This is a genomic window from Micromonospora cabrerizensis (assembly GCF_022230955.1).
GTDB lineage: Bacteria > Actinomycetota > Actinomycetes > Mycobacteriales > Micromonosporaceae > Micromonospora > Micromonospora cabrerizensis.
In genome coordinates this window covers 61,754-82,233 of sequence record NZ_JAKKFI010000063.1, presented here as the reverse complement: position 1 = coordinate 82,233, position 20,480 = coordinate 61,754, and the positions used below count along the sequence as shown (strand labels likewise).

At 72.9% G+C, this 20,480-nt stretch carries 21 protein-coding genes; 9 read left to right on the top strand and 12 right to left on the bottom strand.

What is annotated here, in order from left to right; translation table 11 throughout:
* The first annotated feature begins 61 nt into the window (after positions 1–61).
* The gene (locus LADH09A_RS15195) at positions 62–748 is read left to right on the top strand and encodes a UCP032817 domain-containing protein (RefSeq protein ID WP_238645786.1); all 687 of its coding nucleotides are present in this window, start codon (positions 62–64) and stop codon (positions 746–748) included.
* A gap of 24 nt (positions 749–772) precedes the next feature.
* Here LADH09A_RS15195 and LADH09A_RS15190 read toward each other — a convergent pair whose 3' ends face one another.
* The 3 genes from LADH09A_RS15190 to LADH09A_RS15180 form a co-directional block, all read right to left on the bottom strand.
* Positions 773–1,288 carry a 2'-5' RNA ligase family protein gene (locus tag LADH09A_RS15190; protein WP_238645784.1) on the bottom strand — a complete coding sequence of 172 codons (516 nt, stop codon included), beginning with the start codon at positions 1,286–1,288 and terminating at the stop codon, positions 773–775.
* A 126-nt stretch (positions 1,289–1,414) separates the two neighbouring features.
* Positions 1,415–2,020: a response regulator transcription factor gene (locus LADH09A_RS15185; RefSeq protein WP_238645783.1), complete on the bottom strand. Its 606-nt coding sequence runs from the start codon at positions 2,018–2,020 to the stop codon at positions 1,415–1,417.
* Entirely contained in the window at positions 2,017–3,168 is a 1,152-nt protein-coding gene (locus tag LADH09A_RS15180; RefSeq protein WP_238645782.1) for a histidine kinase, read from the bottom strand. Before LADH09A_RS15180 ends, LADH09A_RS15185 begins: the two co-directional genes overlap by 4 nt.
* A gap of 132 nt (positions 3,169–3,300) precedes the next feature.
* On the opposite strand from LADH09A_RS15180, the gene LADH09A_RS15175 reads away from it, so the two are divergent.
* Positions 3,301–4,164, top strand: a complete 864-nt coding sequence (locus LADH09A_RS15175) for a hypothetical protein (RefSeq protein WP_238645781.1) — start codon at positions 3,301–3,303, stop codon at positions 4,162–4,164.
* A 190-nt stretch (positions 4,165–4,354) separates the two neighbouring features.
* Positions 4,355–6,100, top strand: coding sequence for a DEAD/DEAH box helicase (locus tag LADH09A_RS15170; RefSeq protein ID WP_238645780.1), 1,746 nt, complete (start codon positions 4,355–4,357; stop codon positions 6,098–6,100).
* 65 nt (positions 6,101–6,165) lie between these two features.
* Here the strand turns inward: LADH09A_RS15170 and LADH09A_RS15165 are convergent, their stop codons facing one another.
* The 4 genes from LADH09A_RS15165 to LADH09A_RS15150 all read right to left on the bottom strand — a co-directional run bounded on the left by LADH09A_RS15165 (position 6,166) and on the right by LADH09A_RS15150 (position 10,854).
* Positions 6,166–6,570 (bottom strand): DoxX family protein, encoded by a 405-nt coding sequence (locus LADH09A_RS15165; RefSeq protein WP_238645779.1) that lies wholly within the window; start codon positions 6,568–6,570, stop codon positions 6,166–6,168.
* Positions 6,571–6,701: 131 nt separating this feature from the next.
* On the bottom strand, positions 6,702–9,032 hold the full coding sequence (gene lon / locus LADH09A_RS15160) for an endopeptidase La (protein WP_238645778.1): 2,331 nt from the start codon (positions 9,030–9,032) through the stop codon (positions 6,702–6,704).
* Between the two features lie 140 nt (positions 9,033–9,172).
* Positions 9,173–10,042 (bottom strand): manganese catalase, encoded by an 870-nt coding sequence (locus LADH09A_RS15155; RefSeq protein ID WP_238645776.1) that lies wholly within the window; start codon positions 10,040–10,042, stop codon positions 9,173–9,175.
* An 83-nt stretch (positions 10,043–10,125) separates the two neighbouring features.
* A complete protein-coding gene (locus tag LADH09A_RS15150) occupies positions 10,126–10,854 on the bottom strand; it encodes a sensor histidine kinase (protein ID WP_238645774.1) in 729 nt (242 codons plus the stop codon).
* A gap of 98 nt (positions 10,855–10,952) precedes the next feature.
* On the opposite strand from LADH09A_RS15150, the gene LADH09A_RS15145 reads away from it, so the two are divergent.
* Entirely contained in the window at positions 10,953–11,561 is a 609-nt protein-coding gene (locus LADH09A_RS15145; RefSeq protein WP_238645773.1) for a response regulator, read from the top strand.
* A gap of 145 nt (positions 11,562–11,706) precedes the next feature.
* Entirely contained in the window at positions 11,707–12,054 is a 348-nt protein-coding gene (locus LADH09A_RS15140) for a histone-like nucleoid-structuring protein Lsr2 (RefSeq protein ID WP_088948309.1), read from the top strand.
* Positions 12,055–12,186: 132 nt separating this feature from the next.
* Here LADH09A_RS15140 and LADH09A_RS15135 read toward each other — a convergent pair whose 3' ends face one another.
* From LADH09A_RS15135 to LADH09A_RS15125, 3 genes are all read right to left on the bottom strand, one after another.
* A complete protein-coding gene (locus LADH09A_RS15135; protein ID WP_372492274.1) occupies positions 12,187–13,194 on the bottom strand; it encodes a hypothetical protein in 1,008 nt (335 codons plus the stop codon).
* A 535-nt stretch (positions 13,195–13,729) separates the two neighbouring features.
* Entirely contained in the window at positions 13,730–14,611 is an 882-nt protein-coding gene (locus tag LADH09A_RS15130; RefSeq protein ID WP_238645771.1) for a PDDEXK family nuclease, read from the bottom strand.
* Positions 14,612–14,714: 103 nt separating this feature from the next.
* A complete protein-coding gene (locus LADH09A_RS15125; protein ID WP_238645770.1) occupies positions 14,715–15,584 on the bottom strand; it encodes a phytanoyl-CoA dioxygenase family protein in 870 nt (289 codons plus the stop codon).
* 180 nt (positions 15,585–15,764) lie between these two features.
* Between LADH09A_RS15125 and LADH09A_RS15120 the strand changes: the two genes are divergently transcribed.
* The 3 genes from LADH09A_RS15120 to LADH09A_RS15110 are packed head-to-tail and all read left to right on the top strand — an operon-like array spanning position 15,765 to position 18,241.
* Positions 15,765–16,898: an Asp23/Gls24 family envelope stress response protein gene (locus LADH09A_RS15120; RefSeq protein WP_238645769.1), complete on the top strand. Its 1,134-nt coding sequence runs from the start codon at positions 15,765–15,767 to the stop codon at positions 16,896–16,898.
* Complete coding sequence (locus LADH09A_RS15115; protein WP_238645768.1) at positions 16,895–17,455, top strand: hypothetical protein; 561 nt, start codon at positions 16,895–16,897, stop codon at positions 17,453–17,455. The genes LADH09A_RS15120 and LADH09A_RS15115 overlap by 4 nt, the downstream gene beginning before the upstream one ends.
* A gap of 60 nt (positions 17,456–17,515) precedes the next feature.
* Positions 17,516–18,241, top strand: coding sequence for a helical backbone metal receptor (locus tag LADH09A_RS15110; protein ID WP_238645816.1), 726 nt, complete (start codon positions 17,516–17,518; stop codon positions 18,239–18,241).
* Positions 18,242–18,279: 38 nt separating this feature from the next.
* On the opposite strand, the gene LADH09A_RS15105 is transcribed toward LADH09A_RS15110, so the two are convergent.
* Positions 18,280–19,257 carry a TerC/Alx family metal homeostasis membrane protein gene (locus tag LADH09A_RS15105; protein ID WP_238645767.1) on the bottom strand — a complete coding sequence of 326 codons (978 nt, stop codon included), beginning with the start codon at positions 19,255–19,257 and terminating at the stop codon, positions 18,280–18,282.
* 263 nt (positions 19,258–19,520) lie between these two features.
* Here LADH09A_RS15105 and LADH09A_RS15100 point away from each other — a divergent pair, with 263 nt between their 5' ends.
* Positions 19,521–19,913, top strand: a complete 393-nt coding sequence (locus LADH09A_RS15100) for an FKBP-type peptidyl-prolyl cis-trans isomerase (RefSeq protein WP_238645765.1) — start codon at positions 19,521–19,523, stop codon at positions 19,911–19,913.
* 55 nt (positions 19,914–19,968) lie between these two features.
* Here the strand turns inward: LADH09A_RS15100 and LADH09A_RS15095 are convergent, their stop codons facing one another.
* Positions 19,969–20,355 (bottom strand): STAS domain-containing protein, encoded by a 387-nt coding sequence (locus tag LADH09A_RS15095; protein WP_238645763.1) that lies wholly within the window; start codon positions 20,353–20,355, stop codon positions 19,969–19,971.
* Positions 20,356–20,480 lie beyond the last annotated feature (125 nt).

Sequence of the window (20,480 nt, the reverse complement as noted above, 5' to 3'; positions counted from 1 at the left end):
GGCGCCACTTCGGCAAGTCGAGGCCCTAGCGCCCGCTCCCTGGGCGGATAGAAGTAGCCGGATGAACTGGACGACGTTCAGAAGCGACCGCACCTCTCGCCGACTCCGCGCCGTGTCCGAACTGCAGTTTCCTGCCAGCGGACGGCAGCAGCTACGAAATCGGCACCTCCATCTCAGCGACGACGACATCGTCCTCGTCGAAACCGCGACCCGACAGTGGTTCCGGATCATCGCCCGCCAGCCGAACGCGAAACTGTCGGTGCCGTCGGTGGCCGTGGACGATCTGTGGCAGGCACTGACCCGGCATGCGCAGGACTACGCCACCTTCTGCGACGCCGCGTTCGGGCGTCCGCTGCCGCACCAGCCCAGGGCCGCGACAAGCGCAGACACGACCACCACCGATCGCAGCGCCCTGCTGGCCACACTGAAGCACGGCCGCCGGGACGAGGATTGTGGCCCGACCGGCCTTCCCCTGCTGTTCCGGGTGGACCAGGAGGTGCGCGTCCAAGAGGGCAACCGCTACCTGGCCGACTGCGGAGGCCGTGGCGAGTGTTTCCCGGTCTCCGAACGCGTCTGCCTGCAACACCTGGCGGGGCCGGGCAAGCGAGCCAGGTCAGGCGGCATCCGTGGCGATCTGCCCTTCAACGACGGCCGCCACGGCTACGCCGGCGGTGCGGGCGGCAGTGGCGGCGGCGAGTTCAGTGGCGGGGGCGATGGAGGCGGCGATGGCGGTGGGGGTAGCAACTGAGGCCCCTGACCCGCCGCGACGACCCTAAGGGGTGGTCAGTTGGGTCACCGTCCGGTCCGTGCCGTCGTAGCTGCGGGCGGCGACGAACGCGCCGGTCGGCCGTTGGCCCCCGGCGACGGCACGGGCCATCCGAAGGTCCGCGTTGCGGAAGCGCAGGGCCAGGCTCAGGTGCGGCACCCACGCCCCCGGCGCGTGCCACGGGTGATGCCCGTCGGCCCCGGCGAGGACGTCCCAGACGGCGGCGTGCAGCGCGGTCAGCGCCGGTGTGGGTCGCAGCAGCCAGACCAGTGGGGCACTGCCGTCGAGGACGACGACCCGGTCGAGCGTGACCGGCACCGGCAGCGCGGCGTCGAACAGCTCGGCCAGGCGGTGCTCGACGCCGGGCGGGAAGTCGTCCACCGCCGCGAGCGTGAGGTGCGGCCGGTTGGTCGGGTGGATGTTGCGGGCCAGGCTCGGCAGCCCGGCAGCCGCCAACCGGCTCCAGACCGTCCGGATCGCCACGTCCAACCCGGGCGAGCAGACCAACTCCACCGTACGCACCCCGACACGCTAGCGGCAGCGCTCGCGCCGCCTCCGCCCATCCCGGCGTCGATCATGAAGTTAGCGACGTGGATGGCGGCGTGTCGCGCCCATAACCTCATGATCAACGAAGTGGGGTGGGGTGGGTTAGAGCCAGCCGTTGTCTCGGGCGGTGCGGACCGCCTCGGCCCGGTCGGTCGCGCCCAGTTTCTGTACGGCGGCGGACAGATGGTTGCGGACGGTGCCGGTGGACAGGTGCACCCGGCGGGCGATCACCGCGACCGGTGCGCCGAACTCGGCCAGCCGCAGCGTCTCCAACTCCCGTGGCGTCAGCGGGCACGCCGGCAGGGTCAACGCGTCGGCGGCCAGCGACGGGTCGACGTACCGTCCGCCGGCGTGCACCCGGCGGATCACGTCGGCGAGCGCGCCACCGGGCGAGCCCTTGGGCACGAAGCCGCGCGCCCCGGCGGTCAGTGCCTGACGCAGGTGCCCCGGGCGGCCGTGCCCGGTCAGCACGACCACCGCGCACTCGGGACGGACCCGGGCCAGCTCGGCGGCCACCGCGATGCCGTCCAGGCCGGGCATCTCCAGGTCCACCACCGCCACGTCCGGGCGATGGGCGAGCGTCGCGGTCACCGCCGAGGGCCCGTCGGCGGCCTGGGCGACCACGTCGATGTCCGGTTCGAGGCCGAGCAGCGCGGCGACCGCGACGCGGATCAGGTCCTCGTCGTCGGCCAGCAGGACACGGATCACGACGGCACCGGCACGGTCGCCTCCAGGGTGAACACCCCGTCCTCCCGGCGGACCCGCAGCTCTCCCCCGACCGCGGCCAGTCGGTCGGCCAGGCCGCGCAGGCCGTGGCTGTGCTCGTCCGGGCCGCCGTCGTCGGCCCCGTCGTTGGCGATGGTCATCCTGGCCCCGTTCTCGTCCCGGTCGATGTGGATCCGGCACCACTGCGCCCGGCTGTGCCGCAGCACGTTGGTGCCCGCCTCGCGCAGCACCGCCGCCAGCTCGGTGGCGGCCGGCTGCGGCAGGTCGACGCGGTGCGGCACGGTGCAGCGCACCCCGCAGGAGCGCAGCACGTCCGCCACGGCGGCCAGTTGCTCACCGAGGTCGACGGCCCGGTAGCCGTGCACACTCTCGCGGACCTCGGTGAGCGCGGACGCGGCCAACCGTTGCACCTCGGCGGCCTCCCGCCCGGCCCGCTCCGGGTCGACCGGGGCGAGCCGCGCGGCGAGTTCGGCCTTCAGCGCGATCACGGTGAGACTGTGCCCCAGCAGGTCGTGCACGTCGCGGGCGAAGCGCAGCCGCTCCTCGGCGGCGGCCAGCCGGGCCTGGGCGGCCTGACCCTGCCGAGCCTCCACCAGCAGGTCCCAGAACCAGACCTGGAACCAGTTGACCGCGGCCACGCCCACCCCGATGCCGCCGGTCACGGCCAGGGACCGCCCGATGGAACCACCGGTCCACCAGGCCACGGCCGCCGACACGAGCAGGGTGCCGGCGGTGACCGCCAGCGCGCCCGGGAGGCGGACGAGCAGGGGGGCCATCCCGACCAGGGAGGCCCCGATCCACGCCCAGGTCGGCCAGACCCCCGCCGCGACCGGGGCCACCAACGGCACGGTCAGCGCCGCCACGACGACCAGGCCGAGCTGGGCGCGACGCCGCCACCGTTGCGCGAGCCAGGGGGTGACCGCCGCGTACAGCACAGCGGTCTGGGTGGCCGCGAAGACGAGGATCCCGACCGCGCCGAGCACGACGCGGCCGGCGGACGGCTCCCGGGTCAGGCCGACCGCGGGCAGCAGGACGCTCGCCCACACGCCGGTGGCCAGCGACAGCAGCGTCGCCCGCCGAGCCCGGTGCAGCCGGCGATCCGCCCGGGGGGTCACCGCCTCGCTCGCCACGCACCGATCCTAGGACCGTCCGACGCCCGGTCCACCCGTGCGAGATGTCACGGTCGGACCGTGCGATCCGCACGCCATTCCGGTGACGGACGAGCCTGCCGACCGCGCCGGGACACCGGCAGGGTCAACGGCATGGAAAACACACGGGTGTACGCGGACAGCATGGTCGTACCGCCACCTGGACCGCTGCCGGCACCGCCCGGCGCCGGCACGCGGCGACTGTGGTGGCATCTCGCCGAGATGGCGCTGGCGATGGTCGTGGGGATGCTGCTGCTCGGGCCCCTGTGGGACGCGGCCGGCGTCCCGCTCGGGATCACCGGGACGTTGGCCCGGCCGGAGGTCGCCGCGCTGGTGATGGCGACGAACATGACCGTCGGGATGACGGTGTGGATGCGCTACCGGGCGCACCACTGGCGTGGGGTCGTCGAGATGGCCGCGGCGATGTACGTGCCGTTCCTGCTGCTGCTCGTGCCGTACTGGGCCGGCCGGCTGGATGGCGACGCCCTGATGCTCGGCGGCCACCTGCTGATGGTGCCGGCGATGGTGCTGGTGGCGGTGCGCCACCGGCACGAGACGCCGCTGGCGGTACGCCGGAATCCGGCCGTGGTGGCGCTGGCCCACCGCTGGCCGACCGGGCTGGCGCTGCTGATGACGGTGGAACTGTGGGTCGACCCGAGGGTGCTCAGCCCGTGGACGATGCTGGTGCTGCCCGGCGGGTACCTGCTGATCGGTGTGGTCCGACGGACCCTGCGCGGGCCGGGCGTGCTCGCCACCCAGCTGGTCGGCCTGGTCGTCTGGGTCGCGCTGACGCTGGTCGCCGTCGCGGTCGGGGGTCGGACGGCCGCGTGGCTGGTGGCGCTCGGTTGGCTGGCGCACGCCGGGTGGGACCTGGTCCACCACCGCACCGGTCGGGTGGTGCCGCGCGGGTACGCCGAGTGGTGCGGCGTGCTCGACGTGACACTGGCGGGCATCATGATCCTGGCAATCCTCACCTGACCGCCCCGCCCGCCGTGCGAGCGATCCCCCAAGATCCGCGCAAGTTCCGGGAAACTGCTGCCTCAGACATCGCGGAGGCAGCAGTTTCCCCGTCGTTGTGCGGATCTTGTGTGGGCGCTGGTGGGGCACTGGTCGGGCTCTTGTGGCGGTCGGCGCAGCGGCCCGGACGGCGTAATGAAAGGCTTGGCACATGAGTTCCGCACCTGCACAGCACGACGCACCGATCGACGCACCGATTGACGCCACCCCCGCCGGCACCGACGAGGCGTCCGCCTTCACCGATCTCGGGCTGCGCCCCGAGCTGCTGGGCGCCCTGTCCGCCCTCGGCTACGAGGAGCCGACCCCGATCCAGCGGGAGGCGATCCCACCACTGCTGGAGGGTCGGGACCTGCTGGGCCAGGCGGCCACCGGCACCGGCAAGACGGCGGCGTTCGCGCTCCCGCTGCTGAACCTCATGACGGCACACCGTCAGGGTGGCGACCCGGTGGCGCTGGTGTTGGTGCCGACCCGTGAGCTGGCGGTGCAGGTTTCCGAGGCGTTCCACCGCTACGGCAAGGACCTGGGCGCCCGGGTGCTGCCGATTTACGGTGGGCAGCCGATCGGGCGGCAGCTGCGGGCACTGGACAGCGGCGTCGACGTGGTGGTGGCCACCCCCGGGCGGGCCCTCGACCACATCGCCCGGGGCACCCTGCGCCTGGGCGGGCTCGCCACGGTGGTGCTCGACGAGGCCGACGAGATGCTCGACATGGGCTTCGCCGAGGACATCGAGGCGATCCTGGAGCACGCTCCGGCGCAGCGTCAGACGGTGCTCTTCTCGGCCACCATGCCGTCGCGCATCGACGGGATGGCCCGGCAGCACCTACGCGAACCGGTCCGGATCGAGATCGGCCGGGAGCAGACGGTCGCGGGCGAGGCGCCCCGGGTGCGACAGAGCGCGTACATCGTGACCCGGGCCCACAAGCCGGCCGCGTTGGGCCGGGTGCTGGACGTGGAGTCGCCCACCGCGGCGATCGTGTTCTGCCGCAGCCGGGAGGAGGTCGACCGGCTGACCGAGACGATGAACGGTCGGGGTTACCGCTCCGAGGCGCTGCACGGCGGCATGAGCCAGGAGCAGCGCGACCGGGTGATGGGCCGGCTGCGGGCGGGCACCGCCGACCTGCTGGTGGCCACCGACGTGGCGGCCCGTGGGCTGGACGTCGAGCAGCTCACCCACGTCGTCAACTACGACGTGCCGTCAGCCCCCGAGTCGTACGTGCACCGGATCGGCCGGGTGGGCCGGGCCGGCCGCGAGGGCGTGGCGATCACCCTCGCCGAGCCGCGTGAGCACCGGATGCTCAAGACCATCGAGCGGGTGACCGGCCAGCGGATCACCATCGACAAGATCCCCACCGTGGCCGACATGCGGACCCGCCGGTTGGAGCTGACCCAGGCGGCACTGCGCGAGAGCCTGCTGGAGGACGACCTCGACCCGTTCCGGGTCATCGTGGAGACGCTGACCGACGAGTTCGACCTGATGGAGGTCGCCCTCGCCGCCGTGAAGCTGGCCCACGAGGTGACGTCGCCGGGCTCCGACGACGAGGAGGAGATCCCCCAGGTCCCGGTGCGCGGGCCCCGCGAGGGGCGGCCGGAGACCGGCGGCCGGGGCGGCGACCGACGCAGTGGGGGCCGGCCGCGCTCCGGCGGCGGCAACACCGTCCAGGTCTTCGTCGGCCTGGGCCGGCGCGCCGGGGTGCGCCCGCAGGATCTGGTCGGCGCGATCACCGGGGAGACCGGGATCCGTGGTCGGGACATCGGCTCGATCGAGATCGCCGACCGGTTCTCCCTGGTGGAGGTGCCGCAGGGCGTGGCCGACGAGGTGATCTCCGGGTTGCGGCAGAGCACGATCAAGGGCCGCAAGGCCACCGTGCGCCGCGACCGCGGGGGCGACGAGCGCTGAGCACGCAGCCGGCCTGAGCACGCCGCCGGCGACCGCCGAGGTACGACGGTCGCCGGCGCTGCGGATCAGAAGGAGTACGGCCCGAACCGGCCCCAGGCCACCACGGCGGCGAGCACGAGCAGCACCGCGCAGGTGATCGCGCCCTGGAGTTCCGTCCGACGCTGCTCGGCCGTGTCCTGCTTCCTCCGGTCGCGCAGGTGCACGAGGATGCCGCCGATCATGACGACGACCAGCCCGACGGCGGCGAGCGGGGTGAGCACGGTGGCGATGCCGGTCAGTGGCGGCAGCACCAGGCCGATGGCGGCCAGCACCTCGACGGCGCCGAGCGCCTTGACCTGGGTCGGCGGGACCGGGTCCACCCACCGCATCAGCTCGCGCAGCTTGTCCTTGGGCTGCGTCAGCTTGGCGAAGCCGGCGCCGGCAAAGACGACGGCCAGCAGGATCTGGATGATCCAGAGCACCACGTTCACGGGGGTTCCTCCAGGGGGACGCCTCGCGGCGAAGAGGTAGTTGAGGGTTCAAGCGAGACAGTAGACCTCTCCCCACGTACACCAGGACCCCCGCCGTCTCGAAAGACGGCGGGGGTCCTGGGGTCGGAGCGTCAGGCCGCGAAGAGCGCCGGACCGTCCAGCGTCTTGACGTCGGCCGGGCGAAGCGCCAGCGCGAGCACGTCGGCCACGTCGGCCAGGGTGTGCACGGTCAGCGCCTCACGCACCTCGGTCGGCAGGTCGTCCAGGTCGGGCTCGTTGCGCGCCGGGATGATCACCTCGGTGAGGCCGGCCCGGTGCGCGGCCAGCAGCTTCTGCTTCACCCCGCCGATGGGCAGCACCCGACCGGAGAGCGTCACCTCGCCGGTCATCCCGAACTCGGGGCGGACCGGACGGCCGGTGACCAGCGAGGCCAGGGCGGTCACCATGGTGATGCCGGCGCTCGGGCCGTCCTTGGGCACCGCGCCCGCCGGGAAGTGGACGTGGATCCGGCGTCCGGCGAGGACGTTCGGGTCGATGCCGAACCGGCGCCCGTTGGAGCGCAGGTACGACAGGGCGATGTGCGCCGACTCCTTCATCACGTCGCCCAGCTGGCCGGTCAGGGTCAGCCCCGGCTCGCCCTCCATGCTGGTCGCCTCGATGAAGAGCACGTCCCCACCGGCGCCGGTGACGGCGAGGCCGGTTGCCACGCCGGGAACGGCGGTGCGCTCGGCCGACTCCGGGGTGAACTTCGGCCGCCCCAGGAAACCGGCGAGGTTGTCGGTGTCGACGCGTACCGGCGACGGGTCGGTCGCCAGCGTCACCGCGACCTTGCGCAGGATCTTGGCGAGGCCACGTTCGAGCTGCCGGACACCGGCCTCCCGGGTGTACTCCCCCGCGATCAGCGCCAACGCCTCGTCGGCGATCTCCACCTCGTCGGCGGTCAGCCCGGCCCGCTCCCGCTGCCGGGGCAGCAGGTGGTCGCGGGCGATGGCGACCTTCTCGTCCTCGGTGTAGCCGTCCAGCATGACCAGCTCCATCCGGTCCAGCAGCGGGCCGGGGATGGACTCCACCACGTTGGCGGTGGCCAGGAACAGCACGTCGGACAGGTCGAGGTCGACCTCCAGGTAGTGATCCCGGAAGGTGTGGTTCTGCGCCGGGTCGAGCACCTCCAGCAGGGCGGCGGCCGGGTCACCGGCGTAGCCGGCGGCCAGCTTGTCCACCTCGTCGAGGAGCACGACCGGGTTCATCGAGCCCGCCTCGCGCAGGGCACGGACGATCCGGCCGGGCAGCGCGCCGACGTAGGTGCGCCGGTGACCGCGGATCTCCGCCTCGTCGCGGACACCGCCGAGCGACACCCGGACGAAGTTGCGCCCGAGCGCCCGCGCCACGGACTCGCCGAGGCTGGTCTTGCCGACCCCGGGAGGGCCGGCGAGGGCGAGCACCGCGCCGGAGCCGCGACCGCCGACCACGCCGAGGTTGCGCTCGGCACGACGGTTGCGCACGGCCAGGTACTCCAGGATGCGGTCCTTCACGTCGGACAGGCCGGCGTGGTCGGCGTCGAGCACCGCCCGGGCCGCGGCCAGGTCGGTGTTGTCCTCGGTACGCGTGCCCCACGGCATCTCGAGCACGGTGTCCAGCCAGGTACGGATCCAGCCCGCCTCCGGGGAGGCGTCACTGGCCCGCTCCAGCTTGCCGACCTCGCGCATGGCCGCCTCGCGCACCTTCTCCGGCAGTTCGGCGGACTCGACCCGGGACCGGTAGTCGGCGGAGCCGTCCGGCTCGTCCTCGCCCAGTTCCTTGCGGATCGCGGCGAGTTGCTGGCGGAGCAGGAACTCGCGCTGGGACTTCTCCAGCCCCTCGCGGACGTCACTGTTGATCTGCTCGGTGACCTCCTGCTCGGCCAGGTAGTCCTTCACCCAGCCGACAAGCAGCTCCAGCCGGGCGGTGACGTCCGGCGCGGCGAGCAGTTCGGTCTTCTGCTCCAGCGTCAGCCAGGGCGCGTAGCCGGCCGAGTCGGCCAGCTCGGAGAGGTCGGTCATCCGCTCCACAGCGTCGATGACCTGCCAGGCGCCCCGCTGTTGGAGCACTGAGGTCACCAGGGCGCGGTACTCGCGGGCGAGTTCGCGGGCCCGACCGGCGTAGGCGGGTTCGTCGAGTTCGGTCGCCTCGACCCAGAGTGCGGCGCCGGGGCCGGGCACGCCGGAGCCGATCCGGGCCCGGGACAGGCCACGGATGACGGCGGCGGGCTCACCCTCGGGCAGCCGGCCCACCTTCTCGATGGTGGCGACCACGCCGACCGGGCCGTACTCGCCGTCGATGCGCGGCACGGCCAGCAGCTTGCGGTCGCCGGTCGCCCGGGCTGCGTCGATCGCGGCCTGGGTGGTCGGGTCGAGGGTCACCGGGATGACCATGCCGGGCAGCAGCACGGCGTCGGTCAGGGGAAGTACCGGAAGAGTTGCCATCGAACACCTGCTATCGCGTTGAGTTGAGCGTGTCTGACTCAAGTAACAAAGCGTTCCCCTTGTTCCGCTCTGTGACCCAGACCACTCTTCCGGCGGTCCGTCAGGCCGCCCGAGGTTGGCGGGCGACCCGACGGGACGCGTCAGGTGAGCTTGCTCCTGACCGTGTTCACCACCGCGCCGGCCACACCCGGACTGGTGCCGTACAACCGCGGGTCCCCCGGCGGCAGCACCGGCTCCGGGGCGTTCGCACGCGGCGCGTCGTCGTACCGGAACTCGCCCTTGCCGTCCGGCGCCGGCCCGGACGCCCAGCGGCCCTGGGCGGCGTCGGTGCCCGAGGAGAAGCCCAGGTAGGTGTAGCCGTACTCCTCGCCGAGGTCGCCGGAGTCCGGGAACGCCTCCGGCACCGGCATGTCCTCCAGGCCGTCCTCCTTGAGCTGCTCGATCGCCGCCAGCCACATGTTCTGGTGCATGGTGTCGCGGGCCAACAGGAAGCGCAGCATCTGCTTGACGCCCGGGTCGTCGGTCATGTTGAACAGCCGCGCGACCTGGAGGCGGCCCTGCGCCTCCGCCGTGACGTTGAGCTGGAAGTCGGCCAGCAGGTTGCCGCTGGCGGTGATGTACGAGCCGTTCCAGGGCACCCCGCTGGAGTCGACGGGCAAGGCCCCGCCGCCGCCGTGGATGAAGTGCGCCGGGTTCGACCCGGCGTAGGTCGCCGCGCCCCCGGGGTCCTCCGCGATCCCCTCGGTCAGCGACAGCGGTGCGCTGTCCAACAGCCGGGTGATCATCGTGACGATCATCTCGACGTGGCCCATCTCCTCGGTGCCGACGTCGAGCAGCAGGTCCTTGTACTTGCCGGGCAACCGGCAGTTCCAGCCCTGGTAGAGGTACTGGTTGGCGACGGTCATCTCACCCCACTTGCCACCCAGCACCTCCTGGAGGCGACGGGCGAACGCGGCGTCCGGGCCGTCCGGTTTGGCTTCGAACTGCAGGTCCTTCACATGGCTGAACATCTGACCCCCTCGGTACGGGAACTGGCAGAGGCTGCCGTTCCCGCCCCGGTGACCCGACCGGGCCAACCCGTGTCCCGGTGGGGTCAGCGCAGCGGGTGGACCACCGGCAGCAGCACCTCCAGCGCCACCCCGCGCGGTCGCAGCCGGTGAACCCGCAGCGTTCCCCCGTCCGTCCCGACGAGCTGCCGCACGATCCACAGCCCCAGCCCGGACATCCCGACCGCCGGCGCCGGACGGCGCAACGCGGACAGCAACGCGTCGTCGACCCGCCCCTCGTCGGTGACCAGGACGCTCAGGCCCGGCCCGCGCAGCGTGGCGTACAGCCCCACCTGCCCGTCCGGCGGCCCGTGCCGCAGCGCGTTCTCCACCAGGTTGACCAGCACCTGGCGGGTCCGTCCGGCCGGCACCGGGCAGGCGCCCGCCCGCCGGGTGGCCCGCGCACGCCGTCGACCGGCCGGCACCAACGCGGCGGCCTCACGCAGGATGCCCGCCAGCGGGACGGCCGGCTCCGGCTGTGGTGCCGGCGCCAGCGCGCCCGTGCCGGCGGTCGCGTCGCGCAGCAGACCTTGCAGGTGGACGGCCTGGTCGCGGACCAACTCGGTGATCGCCCGCCGGTCGGCGCCGCTGAGCTCCCGCTGCTCGTCGGCCAGCGCGCGGGTCAGCGAAGTCAGGGTGGTGATCGGCGTACGGAACTCGTGGCACAACACCCGCAGCAGCAACTCCGAATCCGCCGTCGGTGCTCGCAACTCCGGAGCCGGCTCGATCCGGCGCAACCCTCGCAGCAGGCCCTGCAGACCGTGGCGTGCGCGCATCCACCCGACTCCCCTCGTTCGGTGCGTACCCGCATGATCGGTACCCGCTGGGGAACGGCGCAGACATGCCGGGAGCCTCCACCATGCGACTTGTTGTCGTGGACGATCACCCCCTCTTCGTCCGCGGCCTCGAGTTGCTGCTCCCCATCACCACGGACGGCCGGGCCGAGGTGGTCGCCTCGACCGGCGACGCCGCGGCCGCGGCGGCGCTGGTCAACCAGTGGCACCCCGACCTGGTCCTGGTCGACCTGCACATGCCACCGCCCGGCGGGGTCCGGGCGGTGGGCGCGATCCGACGGACCACCCCGCGGGTACGGGTGGTCGCCATGTCCGGTTCCGCCGACCCGGCACCGGCACTGGAGGCGCTGCGGGCCGGTGCCGAGGGGTTCCTGCCCAAGACCAGCGAACCGGAAGAACTGCTACCCCCACTGCTGGCCATCCTGCAGGGGTGGGCGGTGCTGCCGGCCGAGTTGCTGCACGCCATGCTGCGGCCCACCCGCGCCGCACCGGTCGACCTCGACGGCGAGGAACGTCGACTGCTCCGCGCGATCGCGGCCGGCCGCAACACCATCGAGATCGCCGACGAACTGCACGTCTCGGAGCGGACGGTGAAACGAATGACCGCCGCGTTGCTGCGAAAGTTGCGGGTGTCCAACCGGGCGGAGGCAGCCGCCCTGGCCGGGCACGCCGGCCTCCTCGGCGAATGAGACCGCTTCATCGCGTGCGATTCACGGTTTTGCTCGGTAACGGAATCGCGACGCGCCGAATGAATGGGACGCATATTGTTGCGGATTACCGGGGTGATAGGTCAGACTTTGGACACATCCCGCCGCACACAGGGAGTAATCGGCAATGGCGAGAAAAGTAATCACGGTCCTGACCGACGACCTCGACGGTGGGAAGGCCGACCGGACGGTCGAGTTCAGTCTCGACGGCGTGGCCTACACGATCGACGTCTCGGACGAGAATGCCGGCGTCCTGCGCAAGGCGCTGGATCCCTACATCAATGCGGGTCGGCGGATCGGGCGTGGCCCGGTGGAGAGCGCCCGCACAGTCCGGCGGCCGGGGCGACCCGCCGGCGCGGGAATGGATCGGGAGCAAAACCGGGCCATCCGGGAATGGGCCGTCAAGAACGGCTACAAGATTTCCGAACGAGGCCGGATCCCGGTTGAGGTCGTCGAGGCGTACAAGAGCCGCTGACGCAGGAGTTGACGACGGGGTCCGCCGTAAACGGCGTGGCCCCGTCGGTTTGTCTGGGCACCGAAACGACGCGGCGGCCGGTCACCCGAGGTTGTCGCCCCGGGTGACCGGCCGCCGCCGGTCGTTGCTGGATCAGTTGACGGTGATCCGCACCGAGTCGAACGCGGGGGTCTGGTTGGCCCGCTCCATCATCGGCAGGCGGTGCGAACCGTCACCGGCCCAGACGGAGCACTGTGCCGTACCCGACTCCGCCAGACCCGGGATCTGGATGGTCACCTCGTCGGGCTGGGCGCCACCGCGGCCATCCTCGGTCGCGACGAAGAACGCGGGCACCTCCTGCGGCTCCGGCGGAGCGGTCAGGCTGTCCAGCATCCGGCAGGCGGTGTGGAAGTGACCCCGGACCAGGCCCTGGGCGTTGAGCAGCGAGCTCTCCACGTAGTAGCCACCCTGACCGGCGGCCAGGAAGCGGTCCCGGACCAGGTTGCGGGTGCTGACCCGCAGGGTGAAGGCCTGGTTCTGGCCGACCTGCTGGGGGAACTGGGTGATCAGCAGCGACGGGTTGTTCGCGGCGGCGCCGACCTCACCGAACTCGGTGCTCACGCAGCGGTTGCCGTTCTGGAAGCCGTCGTGCGGCTGGAGCCGGCTCTCGTCACAGTCGTTGGCCAGCACGCCGAGCCCGGCGCCGGGGGCGGTGCCGCCGTTGTTCCCGCCGGGGGTCGTGGTGGGAGTCGTGGTGGGAGTGGTGCCGCCGCCGTTGTTGCCGCCCGTGTTGTTGGTCGGCTGCACCTGGCACTCGGCGAGCTGCGCGAGACCCTGTGGCCGGGGACCGACCCGGTCGATGGCGGTCGTGATCCGGTCCAGCACCGCGCGTCGCTTGCCGGCCAGCGGCTGGAGGATCGCGCTGCGGATGAACGCCTCACCCTTGTTGCCCTCGGCGGCGAGACGGCGGTCCGCCTCGGCGATCTGGGTCTGCAACTGGGCGAGGTTGCGGTCCACCTCGGCCCGCGCCCGGTCCGGCACCTGCGGCAGTTTGGCCGTCACGTCCGGGCAGGCAATGGCCGTGCCGGTGCCCACCGTGCCGTCCTTGCCGTCCTCACACTCGGGGACCGACTGCTGTCCGTCACCCCAGTGATTACGCACCCACCGACCGTTCTGCCAGGTGCGGCTGGTCGAACCGCCGCCCGTCGGCGCGGTAGCGCCCGGGCTCGGTTCCACGCACTGCCCAGCAGCCGGGCGCGGCTTATTTGTCCGCCGGTCCTGGGCCGACGAAATCTGGGTCACGGCGACGACTCCGCCGAAGACCACGAGCGTGCCGACAACGGCCAGCAGACGCTTGCTCCGCGAGTTGCCGGATGACCGGCTCGCCCGTGTGGACCTGCGCATCGAATTGTTCTCCTTCTCGATCCGGTAGTGGATTCCTGCCCTCGGCGGACCGACGGATGTGAGATGGCACGCCACGGCGGCGACCACCGTGACCTACCGGTAATGCGTCGATGGCCGACGATGCCCTTTCCGCACCGCCTCCCGCGTCCGACGACACGGATGGGAGATCCTGTTCATTCGCGCAGGAGTACGGGTGGGCGACCGCGAAGGTTCAACCGGCGCACAGGAAATTGCCGCGACCCGACATCACGCCGGTGCGGACCAGGAAATCAGCAGGTGGAACGGGTGCGGATCAGTCGGCGCAGAGGTGGTCGAAGGCGAACCCGCCCACCAGTTCGTGGCGGCGTCCGCTCAGCGCGACGATCTGTTCGGTCAACTCGGCGCGCGGCAACAGCTCCGAGGCGACGTTCTCCCGCAGCCGTTCCCCGACGGCGACCGTCGCGAGGTCCTCGGCCAGCCGGGCCGCGTCGATGCCGCAGGAGAATCGGTGCTCCGTCACCGTGACCCGCTCGACGAGGCACGCGTCGGGACGGACCTGCACCCAACTCCACCCCTGCGCCGGCCCGTCCACCCAGCGCACGTGCAGGCCCCGCACGATCGGGTCGGCCACGCGCCCGGCCACGTACGCCTCGACCGCCGCCGCCCGGGTCAGCGCGCCGAGGTCGTTGACCGGTCCGGTGCGGCCGTCGGGCAGCCGCCCGAGGATGTCGCGGAAACCCACCGGGGCGGGGTCGTCCCGGGCGGCCGTCGCCCCGGCGGCACCGGCAGCGTAGGCGCGCGCGTCGATGACGTACTCCACCAGGCGGCGGCCGTGCTCGCTCGCCCGCAACGTCGGCGAACCGACCCGCAGCACCGGCAGGCCGACGGCGGCGCTCACCGCGTCCTTCAGCCGCTCGACGCGCTGCTCGGCCGACCCGGCGGGCGCGACGGGGCCGATCTCCACGGCGACGATCGCCCGGCCGGTGTCGGCCGCGCAGACCACGAAGTCGAAGCTGGCGCGGCTGGCCGAACTCCACTGGCTGCCGGTGACACCGGGAGGGCGTCCCTGGACCAGGTCGCTGAGCCGGCGCGCCGGGTGGACCCGGTGGCCGGCGCGGGTGAGCAGCGGGTCGCGTCCGTCCTCGGCGGGCACCGCCCGCAGCCAGCCACGGTCGTCGCTGCCGATGCTCGTCATCTGCCTGATCCATCCGCCGGTCGGTCGCGCCGGGCCGAGTCTAGGTGGTCGATCATGACGTGCGCCTCGGCGGTGCGGCCGGTCGGAGGTGACTGGCCGACCGTTACTCGGCGGCGCCCATCACCAGGCCCTCGATGGTGTGCTTCTGCCGGATCGGCTCCAGCCGGTCCACCACCGGGCAGGGCAGGTGCTCCCGGACAAACGGGGGCAGGCTCTCCCAGTAGCTGCGGGTGACAGCCATGTCGTGGTGGGCGGCGTTTCCCGCTCCCGGCGCGTCGACGCCGAGCACCAGCACCGGGCGGGCCAGACGGGAGACGTTCGGGGTGCCGCGGTGGATGGTCAGCGCCGAACGGGCCGAGATGTCCCCACGCTGCGGATACTTGCGCACCGCCCGCTGCTGGTAGCGCGGGTAACGCTCCCGTGGCGGGAACATCGCGTGGTCGAAGTCGGCGCCGTGGTCCCACTGGGTGCCCGGGGCGATCTCGAACGGCCCCATCTCCTCCACCGTGTCGACGGTGGTCAGGTTGAACGCCAACGAGGTGAGCCGCCGCTGCCGGCGGGTCTCCTCCGGCATGGGGAAGTCCCGGTGCCACGGTTGCAGGGCCGCGCCGGGGAAGGGGATGTCGAAGCCCAGCTCGACGATCTCGTACTCCGGGCCCAGCACCGCCTGGCAGACCGACACCACCCAGGGCTGGGTGACCAGTTCGACGAAGCCGCGCAGCTGCTCCGGATGGATCTCCACGTACCAGCGCTGCGGGCCTCGCCCGACGGCGCCGTCGGGGCGCGAGCGCGCCTCGTCGAAGGCGGCGGTGACATCCTCGCCGACCTGGTCCACCCACGTCGCGTCGAAGGCGGCCCGGCAGGCCGTGATGCCGTCGCGGTAGAGGTCGCCGAGCGCCTCGACCGGCACCTCGTCGGGAACGGCGGACGGGTGGGCGGGCGACGCCGCTGGCTGTGCCGGAGAAACGCGCATCGAGGGCTCCCGGGGGTCGAAGCGTGGATTACAACGTTGTAGAAGCGTGTCAAGAACCACCGGTCAGTGCCAGCGTCCGACCCGGACCTGTGACGCAGGTCACGCAGGAGTCGTGTTCCCCGGGTGCGCGACGGGTGTATTCAGCCGGGTCGCCGGTAGCGGACCGGCCGGGAGGTCAGCATGTCGCGACAACAGCTCGGCACCCCAGCCGGTAGCCGTCTGGCCGCCGGCCGCCGGCAGGACGACCCGCGTCGCGCCCGCCGGCCCCGACTGGCCGGTGACCCGACCATCCGCCGGCGCCCTCGCGCTGACCGCGCGGGGCGACACCACCGGGTTCCCTCGCGGCCCGTCGCCCTCCGCCAGACCGCCGGCACCACGCGCGTCATCCCGACCAGCAGCCCCACCACGCCCGTCGGCGCGGGCCGGTATCCGACCAGTCGACCTCGTGCCGGCATCGGGCCGGAGCGACGCGATCCGGGCACCGTCGGGGCGGCGGACGTCGCTCGGATCGCGGCCGAAGCGGCCCGCCGGGTGTCCGGCGTGACCAGCGCTCACCCGGCCGCCGTCCGTCTGGGCGGCGGGTCCGTGGGACTCGACCTGCACCTGGTCACCTCGTACGGAAACAGCGTGCCCGCCGTCAGCGAGGCGGTCCGGGTCGCGGTCTGCGAGCGGGTGGCCGCCGGCACCGGCCTCACCGTGGCCGCGGTGACCATCACGGTGGACGACCTGCTCGTCCCCGGGGTGGACGGCGCCGCGGCAGGACGGCCCGCCCGTTGGCCGGAGGCCGACATGCGGACGATCAACCGGGCCGCCTCGGTGCTGCTGGCCGTCGCCCTGCTCGTCGGCGGCGTGCTGCTGGCCGTGCAGGCGCTGCTGGTCACGCTGGGTCGCCCGGCGTCGCTGCTCGCGCGCACCGGCTGGTACGACGCGCTGACCAGTACCCGTTGGCACGACTCGGAGGTTCGCGCCGTGGCCGGCGCAGCCGTGTTGCTGGGCCTGGTGATCCTGGCCGCCCAGCTGCGCCGCTGGACACCGGTCCGCCTGCGAACCGACGAGCGGGACGGCTGGCACCTACGGCGGCGGTGCGTGGAACGCCGGTTGACCGAGGCGGCCGCGACCGTGCCCGGCGTACGCCGGGCGCGGGTGCGGATCCGCCGGCGCGGTGACCAGTGGCGCCCCCGGGTGCGAGCCACCGGCGACCCGGCGGCCCGTGCGGAGGTCGAGTTCGCGGTGCGCCAGGAGCTGCGACAGCTGGCCTCCCCCCGTGCCGGTCGGATCGAGATCCGGCTGCTGCCCCGCCGGCGGCCGGCATGACGGACGCCGCGCACCGGCTGCTGTGGACTGTCGTCGCGCTGCTGCTGGTGGTGCTCGGAACGACCGCGCTGGGCGCCAACCTCGCCTCACTGCCGGACAGCGACTCGGGCGCGGCACTGCTCGGCGCGGGGTTACTGGACGCGTGGCGGGTGGCCGCGCCGTGGAGCACCCTGGCCGCAGCGGTCGCCGGAGTACTCACCGCCCTCACCGGGCAGCGCCTGTTGGGCCGTGAGGTGCGCCGACCCCGCCAAACACTGCACGGCATGTTGAGCCAGCCCGGACGCCACCCGGGGCGCACCCGCCTGGCCACCGACGTGCTCGTCGGCGCACTGGAGCGCGACCTGGTCGGCGACCCCGGGGTGCGCCGCGCCCGGGTGGTGCTCACCGGAGCGCCGGGGCGTCCCGACGTGTGGATCCGGGTGGATCTGGCGGCCGACGCCCCGGTCGACGCCGTACGCGAGCACGTCGACGCCGCGGTCCGCCGGTTCGCGGCGACCGCCGGCTGCACGCCCGCGCACCTCGACGTGACCGCCCGCGTCGAGCCGGGCCGGCCCTGACGGACGGTGCCACGACGGGCATGATCGGTGCCGGGACCGGTGGCGGACGGAGGTACGCGGGTGCGGGTGGTGTCGTTGGTGCCGTCACTGACCGAGGCGGTGGCGGTGACCCTGCCGGGATTGCTGGTCGGGGCCACCGACTGGTGCAGCCGCCCGGCCGGGCTCGACGTCGCCCGGGTCGGCGGCAGCAAGTATCCGGACCTGGACCGGGTGCGCGCCCTGCGGCCGGATCTGGTGCTGCTGAACGTGGAGGAGAACCGCCGCGACGACGCGGAGGCGTTGCGGGCGGCCGGCGTGCCGGTGCGGGTCACCTATCCGCGTACCGTCGCGGGCGCGCTGACCGAGCTGGGCGAGCTGCTGGCCGAGCTGGGGGCGCCGACGGAGCCGGCCTGGCTGGCTGACGCCCGGCGGGCGTGGGCCGAGCCACCCCGGCTGGCCCCGCCCCGCCGGGCGGTGGTGCCGGTCTGGCGTCGGCCGTGGGTGGTGCTCGGCGGGGACACGTTCGCCGGTGACGTGCTGCGTCGGCTCGGCGTGGTCAACACCTACGATGAGCATCCCGAGCGCTACCCCCGTCCCACCCTCGCCGAGCTGCGCGAACGGGAGCCCGAGTTGGTGGTGCTGCCCGACGAGCCGTACCGGTTCACCGCCGACGACGGCCCCGAGGCGTTCCCCGGCGTACCGTGCGCTCTGCTCTCCGGTCGGCACCTCACCTGGTACGGCCCCTCGCTGGCGGAGGCACCCGCGCTCCTGGCCGAGCAACTGTCCCGCCCGGTCGTGGTCGACTGACCCGACCGCGGCCCCGCGCCACGGCGCTGCCGGGCGGTTCAGCCGCCGGCTCCGGGCGGCCCGCCGGCTCCGGGGCGCCGCGCGGCCGGGATGCTCGCGCCGATGCTGACCGCCAGGGTCAGCACCACCACCGCGAGCGTCAACCAGACCGGCAGCTTGCCCACCGGCGTCTCGGCGAGGATGAGCTTCAACCCGGCGAAGGCCAGCAGCAGCGCCAGCCCGTACCGCAGGTAGCCGAAGTGTCGCAGCAGACCGGCGAGGCAGAAGTAGAGGCTGCGCAGACCCAGCACGGCGAACGCGGTGGCCGTCCAGACCAGGAAGGTATTGGTGGTGATGGCGAGGATCGCCGCCACCGAGTCGATGGCGAAGACCACGTCGGTGGCCTCGATGGCGACGAGGGCCACCAGCAGCAGCGTGGCCACCCGTCGGCCGGCCACCCGGGCGGTGAACCGGTCGCCGTGGTAGCGGGCGTCGGTGGGCACCAGCCGACGGAACATCCGGACCACGACGTTGCGGTCCGGGTCGACGTCCGGCTTTCCGCGTACGGCCAGTCGCCAGCCGGTCCAGATCAGGAAGGCGCCCAGCACGAACCCGGCCCAGGCCAGCCGGTCCAGCAGCTCGGCACCGGCGAAGATGAACAGCAGGCGGAAGATCAGCGCCCCCACGACGCCCCAGAACAGCACCTTGTGCTGGTAGCCGGGTGGCACCTGGAAGTAGCCGAAGAGCAGGGCGAAGACGAAGACGTTGTCCACCGAGAGCGCCTTCTCCAGCAGGTAACCGGAGAAGTAGGCGATGGCCGGGTCGCCGCCGAGACCCCACCACACGACCAACCCGAACAGCAGGCCCGCGCCGATCCAGACGGCGCTCCACAGCACCGCCTCGCGCAGCTCGATGACGTGGTTGTCGCGGTGCAGGAGCACGTCCACGGCCAGCATCACGGCGATCACCGCGCTGACCGCCGCCCAGGCCCACAGCGGGACCGTGACCGTCGCCTCAGCCACCGACGCCCTCCGCATCGACCACGGTGCACCGCCCGCCACACCGTCGGCCGGCTGTTTCCCGAGCCTAGGCGTACGCCCGGCCCGGCGTCGGCGGTCGGACGAAGTCCCGCGACGTCGGGCCGGGCTTTGGGGCTCGTCGTGGCCGTCGACCCGGCCGCCAGCCGCGCGTCGCGTCGGGCGATCGAGCAGGTGGCGGGTCCGCCGCACATCGGTGGGGGGCGATCCGGCAGGATCGACGGTGACCGGACACATCACCCAAAACGGCAGGAGATCCGCGCATGAACCAGGCAGCAGGCGCCCGATCGGGCAAGCCCGAGGTGGGCCCGATCGAGGGAGCACCGCCGGCCGACCTCGTGATCGAGGACATCACCGTGGGCGACGGCCCGCAGGCCGAGGCGGGCCAGCTGGTCAGCGTGCACTACGTCGGCGTGTCGCACTCCACCGGCGGCGAGTTCGACTCGTCCTGGAACCGGGGTGAGGCGTTCGAGTTCCCGCTGGGCGGCGGCCAGGTCATCGCCGGTTGGGACCGGGGCGTCGTGGGCATGCGTGTCGGCGGCCGCCGCCGTCTCACCATCCCGCCGCACCTCGGTTACGGCGACCGGGGCGCAGGCGGCGTCATCGCGCCGGGCGAGACGCTGATCTTCATCGTCGACCTGCTCGGCGTGAGCTGACCGACTGTCGGAGGGGGTCGCCGGCTCGCGTCGGCGGCCCCACCGTGCGTTGAGGTCAGGCGACCAGTTGCAGGTGCGCGGTCGCGGCCGTCGGGCGGCGGGCCGCCTCGACCACCCGGGCCGGCTCCAGGATCGGCATCACGCGGTGCAGCCCGGTCGCGCGCAGCACCCGCGCCACCACCGGGCTCGGGTCGACCAGGACCAGCTCGCCACCGCGGGCCCGGACGCGCAGATGCGCGGCGAGCAGGGTGCGGACGCCGGCGGCGGAGAGCAGCCGCAGCTCGGACAGATCCACCTGGAGCACCGGACGGACCGGCGCGGACCACAGGGCGGAACGGAACGCGGCGACCGTGGCGATGTCGACCTCGCCGGCCACCCGCATGAGGACCACCTGGTCACCCACGCTGAGCTGCACGTCGAGCCGGTCGCTGTGCTCTTCCATGCCCAGAAATCTAGCCCCCACCCCCGACAGTTTCGCCCCTCCGCGGAGTGATTCCGGGTACGCCCAGGGTCATACCCCGAGGTGCTGCCCATCCCCCTCAGGGTGGAGGCCGGGACAGGACACCG

Excerpts from the sequence above, each read along its gene's own strand:
- LADH09A_RS15125 (WP_238645770.1), bottom strand. The coding sequence starts at position 15,584 with ATGCGCGTTTCTCCGGCACAGCCAGCGGCGTCGCCCGCCCACCCGTCC.
- LADH09A_RS15195 (WP_238645786.1), top strand. The coding sequence starts at position 62 with ATGAACTGGACGACGTTCAGAAGCGACCGCACCTCTCGCCGACTCCGC.
- LADH09A_RS15155 (WP_238645776.1), bottom strand. The coding sequence starts at position 10,042 with ATGTTCAGCCATGTGAAGGACCTGCAGTTCGAAGCCAAACCGGACGGC.
- LADH09A_RS15115 (WP_238645768.1), top strand. The coding sequence starts at position 16,895 with ATGACGGACGCCGCGCACCGGCTGCTGTGGACTGTCGTCGCGCTGCTG.
- LADH09A_RS15175 (WP_238645781.1), top strand. The coding sequence starts at position 3,301 with ATGGAAAACACACGGGTGTACGCGGACAGCATGGTCGTACCGCCACCT.
- LADH09A_RS15105 (WP_238645767.1), bottom strand. The coding sequence starts at position 19,257 with ATGCGGAGGGCGTCGGTGGCTGAGGCGACGGTCACGGTCCCGCTGTGG.
- LADH09A_RS15120 (WP_238645769.1), top strand. The coding sequence starts at position 15,765 with ATGTCGCGACAACAGCTCGGCACCCCAGCCGGTAGCCGTCTGGCCGCC.
- LADH09A_RS15140 (WP_088948309.1), top strand. The coding sequence starts at position 11,707 with ATGGCGAGAAAAGTAATCACGGTCCTGACCGACGACCTCGACGGTGGG.
- LADH09A_RS15100 (WP_238645765.1), top strand. The coding sequence starts at position 19,521 with ATGAACCAGGCAGCAGGCGCCCGATCGGGCAAGCCCGAGGTGGGCCCG.
- LADH09A_RS15095 (WP_238645763.1), bottom strand. The coding sequence starts at position 20,355 with ATGGAAGAGCACAGCGACCGGCTCGACGTGCAGCTCAGCGTGGGTGAC.
- LADH09A_RS15150 (WP_238645774.1), bottom strand. The coding sequence starts at position 10,854 with ATGCGCGCACGCCACGGTCTGCAGGGCCTGCTGCGAGGGTTGCGCCGG.
- lon (WP_238645778.1), bottom strand. The coding sequence starts at position 9,032 with ATGGCAACTCTTCCGGTACTTCCCCTGACCGACGCCGTGCTGCTGCCC.
- LADH09A_RS15170 (WP_238645780.1), top strand. The coding sequence starts at position 4,355 with ATGAGTTCCGCACCTGCACAGCACGACGCACCGATCGACGCACCGATT.
- LADH09A_RS15130 (WP_238645771.1), bottom strand. The coding sequence starts at position 14,611 with ATGACGAGCATCGGCAGCGACGACCGTGGCTGGCTGCGGGCGGTGCCC.